This is a genomic window from Pseudoalteromonas sp. TB25 (assembly GCF_000497995.1).
GTDB lineage: Bacteria > Pseudomonadota > Gammaproteobacteria > Enterobacterales > Alteromonadaceae > Pseudoalteromonas > Pseudoalteromonas distincta.
Genome location: NZ_AUTI01000241.1, coordinates 1 through 9,571, shown reverse-complemented (window position 1 = coordinate 9,571; position 9,571 = coordinate 1). Strand labels below are relative to the sequence as shown.

Annotated in this window: 7 protein-coding genes and 1 pseudogene; 5 read left to right on the top strand and 3 right to left on the bottom strand. The window is 37.5% G+C overall.

The genetic code is table 11. From position 1 onward, the window contains the following. Both L652_RS0107465 and L652_RS0107460 read left to right on the top strand, forming a co-directional pair. Positions 1 to 1,211: IS66 family transposase (locus L652_RS0107465; protein WP_024596131.1), on the top strand; the 1,211-nt coding region annotated here is incomplete at its 5' end. 755 nt (positions 1,212 to 1,966) lie between these two features. Beyond that, positions 1,967 to 2,602: an isoprenylcysteine carboxylmethyltransferase family protein gene (locus tag L652_RS0107460; RefSeq protein ID WP_024596130.1), complete on the top strand. Its 636-nt coding sequence runs from the start codon at positions 1,967 to 1,969 to the stop codon at positions 2,600 to 2,602. A 252-nt stretch (positions 2,603 to 2,854) separates the two neighbouring features. Here the strand turns inward: L652_RS0107460 and L652_RS0107455 are convergent, their stop codons facing one another. Genes L652_RS0107455 through L652_RS0107445 form a run of 3 tightly spaced genes read right to left on the bottom strand, consistent with a single transcriptional unit; the run spans position 2,855 to position 7,478 of the window. After that, positions 2,855 to 4,876: an EAL domain-containing protein gene (locus L652_RS0107455; RefSeq protein ID WP_024596129.1), complete on the bottom strand. Its 2,022-nt coding sequence runs from the start codon at positions 4,874 to 4,876 to the stop codon at positions 2,855 to 2,857. A gap of 4 nt (positions 4,877 to 4,880) precedes the next feature. Further along, positions 4,881 to 5,408 (bottom strand): YfiR family protein, encoded by a 528-nt coding sequence (locus L652_RS0107450; RefSeq protein WP_024596128.1) that lies wholly within the window; start codon positions 5,406 to 5,408, stop codon positions 4,881 to 4,883. Between the two features lie 9 nt (positions 5,409 to 5,417). Then, entirely contained in the window at positions 5,418 to 7,478 is a 2,061-nt protein-coding gene (locus L652_RS0107445; protein WP_024596127.1) for a TonB-dependent receptor, read from the bottom strand. A 479-nt stretch (positions 7,479 to 7,957) separates the two neighbouring features. On the opposite strand from L652_RS0107445, the gene L652_RS0107440 reads away from it, so the two are divergent. The 3 genes and pseudogenes from L652_RS0107440 to L652_RS0107430 all read left to right on the top strand — a co-directional run. Continuing rightward, complete coding sequence (locus tag L652_RS0107440; protein ID WP_024603384.1) at positions 7,958 to 8,833, top strand: sensor domain-containing diguanylate cyclase; 876 nt, start codon at positions 7,958 to 7,960, stop codon at positions 8,831 to 8,833. Positions 8,834 to 8,982: 149 nt separating this feature from the next. Then, on the top strand, positions 8,983 to 9,168 hold the full coding sequence (locus tag L652_RS0107435) for an epimerase (RefSeq protein ID WP_024594980.1): 186 nt from the start codon (positions 8,983 to 8,985) through the stop codon (positions 9,166 to 9,168). Positions 9,169 to 9,276: 108 nt separating this feature from the next. Further along, a pseudogene (locus L652_RS0107430) lies at positions 9,277 to 9,571 on the top strand (galactose oxidase); the annotation flags it as partial.

Genomic DNA, 9,571 nt, shown 5'->3' with positions numbered 1-9,571 from the left:
TTGCCGAAGAAGACAAGGTGTGTAACTGCTGTGGTAATGAGTTGCATAAAATGGGTGAAGACGTCAGCGAAAAGCTCGACTTCGTCCCCGCAAAGATAAAAGTCATTGAGCATATTCGCCCAAAGTACGCGTGTCGTGAATGTGATAAGTCAGGGTCGAATAACAGTATTAAACAAGCCAAGATGCCAAACATGGCCATCAACAAAGGCATGGCCACGTCCAGTTTATTAAGTCAAATCATCACCAGCAAATATCAATATGCACTGCCACTGCACAGACAAGAGTCGATGTTCAAGCAATACGGCATTGAGCTTAGCCGTAAAACCATGAGTGACTGGGTACTCGCATCCGCTACCTTGTTTGAACCGCTGATACAACGACTGAAACACGCGTTACTTAAACAGCCTGCGATACATGCCGATGAAACGACGGTCAATGTGGTCAACGCCGACAAAGTAAAAAGTTACATGTGGCTATATTGTACCGGCACGGATTCGCCATCGGCTATAAATAAACACAACCCAATACCAAACATTGTGCTTTACGACTATCAAAACAGTCGGGCAGCTTCCTGTGTGGTTAATTATCTGGATGGCTATTCGGGCTATTTACAGGTTGATGGTTATCAAGCGTATGCACAAACGCAATCAACACTCGTTGGTTGCTGGGCCCATGCACGTCGTAAATTTATAGAAGCAAAACACGTGCAGGGTAAAAACAAGACAGGCAAAGCCGACGTAGTCTTGAGTCTTATTCAAAAACTGTACGGCATTGAATCAAAACTCAACGATAAAACACCAGAACAAAAGCATGAAATAAGGCAAGAGCAAGCGAAACCTATTATCGATAAACTGCATAAATGGCTAGAGCAAAACCAGCCACGTTTAGTCGGGAAAACCAAGTTAGCAGAGGCAGCAACCTATCTCGCTAATCAATGGCATAAACTTATAGTTTACCTTGAAAATGGTCAGCTTAATATCGACAATAACCGCGCCGAGCGCGCTATCAAACCATTTGTTATTGGCCGTAAGAACTGGATGTTTAGCCAAACCTCACGCGGCGCAATAGCAAGCGCTCACCTATACAGCATCATCGAAACTGCAAGATCCAACGGCTTAACGCCATTTGATTACATCATGCATTGCCTCGATGAGCTTTGTCAGCCTGAGCCAGACATAGAACAATTATTGCCTTGGAATATCAATATCTAGGTGATGATCACCGGACGTTTACACACCTAGCACGTAGGTCGGGCGTAGCGACTCCCGACGTTAAAATCACAACAAAACCCCTCAATAACTCAGTCGGCCAATAGTGTAGCATTTGCTATGTGACTTTCTACCGCTGTGGGTACTACGACACCACCAAGCTTCAAATTGTAGAGAGCCCGACTAGAAATAGTCGGGCTTTTTTACGTCTGTAGAAAAGTGAACTACGCGCAGTTAACACACACCCACAGCAACACCTATCACGTAGGTCGGGCGAGCACAGCGACTCCCGACACAAAGATAGTGTAGCATTTGCTATGTGACTTTCTACCGCTGTGGGCACTACGACACCCTACCGCGTAGCGCACCGACTTCAAATTGTAGAGAGCCCGACTAGAAATAGTCGGGCTTTTTTACGTCTGCAGAAAAGTGAAATACGCGCAATTAACATACACTCATACCAACACCATCGAGTAGGGCGGAAAAATAGATCACTTAATTAAGCGAATTGGTATAAAAACAAAATTGTGAACTACCGAATTTACTTTTTCGGTTTGTGTAAGCAGTTGTTTAGGTGAAGTATCAAACAGAATTTATAAATTAGTTTGATTAGTTCATTATAACTCGTTAACTAACCACAGACTTAGCTTGTTTATGAGGGCAATGAATACTAATATGATTTCATGATCTTATAACTAAATCTATTGGCTTAGTTGTTTTAAAATTACTACCAATAATGATTGTGAGCTGTAACTTAAATGCCTTATGAAACATTTGTAGATGACTCTGCATCGCTAGTTGAATTTACCCGAGTTTACTTAGCTATTTTTTATACTTTTGTTGCCGGATTTTATACATTTAGAATTATTTATAAAAATCGAAATACACCATCAGGCGTTATTTATCCCGGTGATAAATTTTGTACTAGTTGGTGGAACCATATGGTTTTTAAATTTTTCAGGGCTGCTATTTGGTTTGTATGTGTAATTAGAGTATTTGTACCTGAGTTAGATAGCTATCTTGGGCTATTCCCAATACTCAATGGCTGGCCAGGCGTATTATTTGGCGATGTATTATTGACCGCAGGCTTTATTTTAACGATGTTTGTACATTTTCATATGGCAGCACTTTGGCGTTCAGGAATTGATCCTAAGGGACCACATGAGCTTAAAACATCAGGATTATATGAATACTCTAGGAATCCGATGTATTTAGGCGTTGTAGCTGCACAGGTGGGGTTCTTTTTAGCCTTACCTAGTATATTTAGTTTGACCTGTTTAGTTATTGGTTTTACAGCTATATATAGACAAACATTAGTTGAGGAGGCTCATTTAGCCCATCGTTTTTCTGCACAATATAAAGAGTATAAACAACTAGTCCCTCGCTGGTTATAGCTTGGGATTGAGCTTTAAATACGTGGATTTTTAAGGCAAAAGTAAAGAAGTGTTCTGTGTTGGCTTGCTAAAATCTAGCACGATAGACATAAATAAGATCACTTCTTTTTGTTTTATACCAATTCGCTTAATTAAGTGATCTATTTTGAGGATGTAAAGCGTGTTGATAGCTAGGCAAAAAAATTGCTATTTAGTTGTTCTAAATGAGAATTTTTTAACACAGGTAGCGACCCGTTTAGCCCCGCAAAATGATTAAGTATTATTGCGGATTGGTATTATATACTTTTCCATAAACTCTTGTTTAGTAATTGCCTTTGAAAAAATGTAGCCTTGAATATAATCACAAGCAAGCTGCTTTAATAGGTCATACTGTTTTTGTGTCTCAACTCCTTCAGCAACCACCATTACGTCTAGATTGTGAGCCATAGTGATAATAGCTTTCACGAGAGCAATACTATTATCGTTTGATTCTATATCGTTGATAAATGAGCGATCTATTTTTAAAATATCTATATCTAAGCGCTGTAAATACGCCAAAGAAGAATAACCAACACCAAAGTCGTCAATCGCAATATCTATATTAATAGTGCTTAAGCGTTTTAATTGTCGTTGTATTGACGAGTCGGGATCCATTAAAGTATTTTCAGTGACTTCAATTAAAATGGTGTTTGCGGGTAGTTGGTACTTTTTACTTGCAACAATCCATTCATCCACCCAGCAACCAGCGCGGTCAATTTCAAGAGGTGATGTATTTACACTGACTTGAATTGTCTTTTCACTTAAAACATTGAATTGGACGGTATCTTGAATTGCTTGAGATTTTACCCATTGGCCGATATCGTTTATTAATCCGTTTTTTTCAGCGACAGGTATAAACTCATTTGGCCCTATTAGGCCTCGTTCAGGGTGATTCCAACGAATTAGGGCTTCAGCTTTTGGTACTGATTTCCCGTCAATTGAAAATATAGGTTGGTAAAATAATTCAAATTGATTATGAGTGATTGCTATTCGTATTTCTTCTATTAGGCGACGTTTTTCTATGGCTTTTTCTTCAATAGCATAGGAGAAAAACTCGTAGCGATTCCGACCTTTATTTTTAGACAAGTACATCGCTTGATCAGCACGTTTAACGAGCTCTTCTACTGTTAAGCCATCAGCAGGAAAAAACGTTAAACCTATGCTTGCTGTAACATACACTGTTTCTTTTTTTATTTTAATACTCTGCATTAAGCTATTTTTTATAGCTTCGGCAATTTTTGATGCTTCATCCGGGCTATTTACACCCTCTAAAATCAATGTAAATTCGTCACCACCCAAACGTGCGACTGTATCTTTAGTCGTTATACAACTTTGTAGTCTTGTTGCTACTTGGTGTAAGAGTAAATCACCGTAGTCGTGACCTAGGCTGTCATTTACTTCTTTAAAGCCATCCAAATCTATGAATATAAGGGCGAACTTCATTCCCTTAATACTTACTAAGCTTTGTAGTTTTTCGTAAAAATAACGCCTGTTCGGTAAGTCGGTTAATCCATCTTGGTAGGCATATTGTTGCAACTGAATATTCGCATTTTCAAGTTCATTAGTACGCAGTCTAACTTGGTTTTCTAATGAATTTTCTCTTTGCTCAATGTTGTATAACATTGCATTAAAACAAGAGGTTAATTGTCCTACTTCATCTTGTGATAGCTGTTTAGCGCGTAAGCTATAATCATGTGATGTGGTTATTTTATTTGCTGTTTGAGCTAAATATAAAATAGGGTTTAAAAAGCGACGCCTTAATAAAAGAGATAAAATTAGGCTGATAGCAAAGGTGAATACCATCAAAATCATTATAAACTTAAAGTAAAAAGTAATTCTGTCTTGAATGTAGCTGTTGTTAGCGCGTATTTTTAATATACCGTAATCATGCATATCGAGCTGAAGGGGTGTACTTACTTCAATACTTTGCTCCATATCTTCATCTTTGGATTGCGCAATAACAAGTTGCTCACCAGTCACACTTGTTACCATTATACTAATAACATCTGAGCGTATAAGTATTGGGTTTATAAGCTCTTGCACTGCATCAATATCATCAAACATAAGTGCTGTAGTTATATTCGGTGAAAGCATTTTTGACAGAGAGCCCAAGCTTTCTATTTGTTCCTCTTTAGCGCTAGTGATTTCATAAGCACTAAATACAATGGTTACTGTCGCGGTTGATACAAGTGCAACACTCATTAAGATAAATAGTAATTTTTTGCTCATCGTATTTAATGCAAATAGTTTTTTCATTGCACTACCTATCTACAACGCGGGCAAGGCGTAGCACTTTTGAGCTCATAGTAATCCCTGCATCTTTAAGCTGTTTCGGAGCAATTTCAAAGCGAATTTTACCACTGGAAAGAAAAAACCTGATATGACCGCCATTTTCAATAAATGTGTCTGTTTCACCAATGAGCATAACGTTTTTCAGCTCTAAAGGTGTTATGTTTTGCCATTCGATAAATGTATCAGAGGTAATAAATAGCATGTTACACGCCGAGGTTGTTACTTCATCCAGAGTGATTAATTTATTGTATAGAGGTAAGTTTTTTATAGTGCGACTTTTTAAAGCGTTGTTAGCCGCATCAATAAAGTATTTATCAGGGCTACAAATAATAAATTCATTAAGAGATTCTAAATGATAATCCCAGTGTCCAAAACGTGCAAAGTTATATAAGAAGCCTGCTTTTAGCATGTATTCTTTTTCAACAGCGCCAACGCTGGCACTAAGAAGTGTCAACGTTATTAAGCTACTGTGAATTAAACTTCTTAATTTAATCATCTAATTAACTTAGAAATTTGCTGAAATTGTAAATGTAATACATTCATCAATATAGTTTGGTAATGTATAGGTTTCGCGCGTATTATTGTACTCAATATGTGAACCTGCAAAGAGGTTTTTACCCGAAATTGCAGTAGACCACACAGGTGTTGCTTGCCAATTCCAACTAACATCTAACGTTGTGTAATTATCAGTGTTATATGCATTTGAGTTAATTGCGCGCAATGTCGCAAACACATTATGGTTGTTTAAAAAAGAATAATCGGCTTTTGCAAATAACTGCTTGTTTTTAGAGTCATAGCCGATTGCTGGCTCTACTCGAGGAGGTAAATCGTAGTTATAATCGGTGTAACTATAACCAAACTCAGTATTGAGGTTATCAACAGGTTGCCACGATACAACTAGGTCGAACCCTTTAGTGCTCGTGTCTGCTACAGATGTAAAGTCTAAATCTATGCGAGTCATTGTTAGTGCTTGAAATACTTCTGGGATTCTCCCTGCTAGAAATAATTCAAGTATAGGTGTGAATTGTTCAGCATGCGTATTCATATCAATAACCGCTACGTTATTAGCATCGGTATAATAAGTAGAAAGATCCAATGACCAATCGTTAGCAGTAAAACGGTAGCCTAATTCATAAGATAGATAGTTTTCAGATTTAACTTTGTCGTTACCATTTAGGTAGGTTGCAATTCGGTAGTCGTCTATTTGTCCAAAGCCAGAGCTTAAACCGGTAAGATCTTTAATTTCAGTACCATTAACTTTAAAGTTGTCGTTAAATTCAATCAATGTTGGTGTACGTACACTTCTCGATATAGCACCCCAAGTAAGATGGTTATCTACTGGTTTGTATATAAGCCTTGCTGACGGTTGATTTTCCCAGCCAGTTAAATCGTTATGATCAAGCTTAGTACCAATAATAAAATCGAGTGTATCAGGCGTCACATTGTATTGAGCTTGAACAAGTGCACCAAACTGTTTGAGGTTATCAAAGTTTTTATCGCTATCTAAAAATACACTTTCTGCGAAAGAGATAGAGTTATACCGGTAGTTTAATCCCCAATCTAGCTGTAGAGATTGGTATATGAAGTTCATTTGATAATCAATATCTATCGATTCAAAATCTTCTTTAATATAATCTTGGGAACCATTTTGTTTCAGCCAAGAAATTTGTAGCATTTGATTGGCATCGGGCGACACTCTGTTTTCAAGGCGTGCCATTATGCGTGAGTCTGTTCGCTTTAAATCATCTGAGAATGAAATGTTTTCGTTGGTTTCATCTATAACACCTCGGTAGTTTTGACCAAGTGTTGAGTGAGTAACGTCCCCCTGTAGTAGCGCAGACCACTCATCATTAGGGGTAAAGTCAGCCCGAAAACCTAAAGAATTTTGTTTAGTTGTATCGTTAGGTGCGAGTAAGATCCCTTTTTTTGATTCATTCGCATCTTTTACATGACCATACACACGGTAGCTGCCTATGTTACTTATATCACCACCGTAACGAAGATTTGCATCAACATTTATTTGATTACCAGTTGTTACGTTTGCGTATCCACCGCGAGTATCAATACTGTTTTTAGTAATGATATTAATCACGCCATTATTTGCGTTACTACCCCAAAGTAATCCGCCTTGTCCGCGTATTACTTCAATGCGTTCAATGTCATACAAAGGAACGTTGAGTGTTTCCCAATAAACTGCAGCAAATTTTGGGGTATATAAGCTTTGTCCGTCAATCATAACCAATAGTTTGCTAGAAAATCGAGAGGCAATACCTCTTGATGAAATAGCCCATTGATTGTTATCGAGCTGACGTACAATTAAACCAGGCACCATTTTCAGTGCTTCAGGTACTGATGTAGCACCAGAGTTAGTAATTTGTTCTTTACTTAATACATAAATAGATGAAGCGGTATCAAATGCTGATTGCGCTCTTTTCATCGCAGAAGTTGCTTGTACATCCATGCCCATTAAAGCATCAAGATCGAGGTCTTCATCTTCAAACGGCTCGGCCGTTAAGAGAGGGCAAACAAAAAGTAATGGCCAAAACAAACGTTGTGATATTTTCACCCAAAAGTCTCCTGCGCAATCAAAAATCAAAAACAGTCTTTGTTTTTGTAATACATGTGATATCACACAATATTAACATACATTAACAGTGTAAAAGCATAAATGAGATTAAATCAAGGTAACTAATTTTGTAGTAGTTGAAAGGTCTAATTTCGCCCAATTGAACTGTAAAAATATAGTTAAATGAACTTTATAAGTATATTTATTAAAGAGTCAGTAAAATGTAAATAGCTGATAGTTATATGTTTATATACGACTTAAAATTTAGTCTATTTCAGAATAACTTCAAAGTATTTATGGTTATTAAATATTTAATCTTAACTTTTTCGTGTCATGCTTCTCAAAGCAATATTAATTATATGGGCACAATTTATACCTAGCCCTGTGTTATCTGCGATTGTGGTTTAATTATCTTTGCTTTTGTTAAAGCTATATAGAATACTTAAATTTGCTTGGTTTTGCTTTAAAGGCACCAAAGTATGATAAAAAATGAATTAATTAATGTAGAAGAAGTACTCGATTTAATGCTTGATGCCGTTTGTGTGGTAGATAAACAAGGCACATTTGTTTTTGTAAGCGCAGCATTTGAGCAAATTTTTGGTTATACGGCCGACGAAGTTGTAGGCAAAAAGATGATTAACTATGTTTACGAAGGTGATCATTACAAAACGCATAACGCCGTAACTTCGCTATTGTCTGGCGAAACGGTAAACCCTCGCTTTGAAAACCGCTGGATGAGAAAAGATGGTCAAATAGTCCATATATTATGGTCTGTTCGTTGGTCAGAGCAACATCAAGTAAGAATTGCAGTAGCGCACGATATAACTGAGCGAAAAGTAATGGAAGAGCAGCTCCAGTACATGGCTCGGCACGATGTGTTAACTGGTTTGCCTAATCGCTCTTTATTAATGGAGCGATTAGAAAAAGTAATTATTAGTGCAACTACAAACAACACATTTTTTTCTTTACTGTTTATAGACATAAATGGCTTTAAAGCAGTAAACGACACCCACGGACACGAAACTGGCGATAAGCTTTTATGTGCTATAGCAAAAAGGCTTTCAGCGTCGGTTAGGCATTACGACACAGTAGGGCGTTTAGGTGGAGACGAATTTTTAATTATTTTAGATAATTTAAGTTCTAGCCACGAAACCGTCAGAATAAAAAATAAAGTCCTCACTGAGTTTAAAGCTGTCTTTAAGTTAGATGACGTACTACTAAATATTTCCCCCAGTATTGGCATTGCAAACTACCCAGAGCACGGACAAACAGATCATGAACTTATAAAATATGCTGATCAAGCTATGTACAAAAATAAACAACAAGGCTTAGATAACGTAACCTATTTACCTTAAAAAATTATGCTGAACTACCACCTTAGACAGCTCATCTTCACAACGCCCTTAACTACAATACATTACTTACCGCCACATTTTTAATAGCGGTTTTCCAGCGCTGCGTTAAAAATCTATAAATGCTCTTACAGCAGTTTGTAGGTAGTTCCTTGATAAATAAACTGCACAAGTTATGTCTGGGTGATAATGAAGGCAATTACCGTATAGGCAGTAATACATTTTTTACTAATGATGCAGGCGAAAGCAAAGTTTCGGTCACTGATTACGCAACAGCAATGGTTGATGTAGCGCAAAATGCAGCACACGTAAATCAGCATATTAGTATTGCCTACTAATATGGTTACTAATCAAAAGCGTTTGATTATTTTGATATAACAATACTGGCTCACAAGGCTAAAATAATTTAATCTGAGCGTATTAATTCTTATTAAATTATTTGCCTTATGAGCCTTCTTTTTTCTCTTGCGTTAGCAAGCCTTCCCGCTTTACCTGAGCCTGTTGCAAATAATGCTGTGGCTAAAGTTATTGTAAAAAACCAGCCCTACTTTTTAAGCTTTATGGGGCTGGGGCGCGATAAACAATACTCGTCAGTGCATAACAAAGTGTGGACGCTTAAAGTTGGCGATTCACAGTGGCAATCTAAAACTGGTGTGCCTTCAAGCTTGCCATTAAAAGGGCGCTTAGCAAGCACCGCAGTCGGCTTAGGCGAGTACGCTTATGTGTTTGGCGGCTATACGG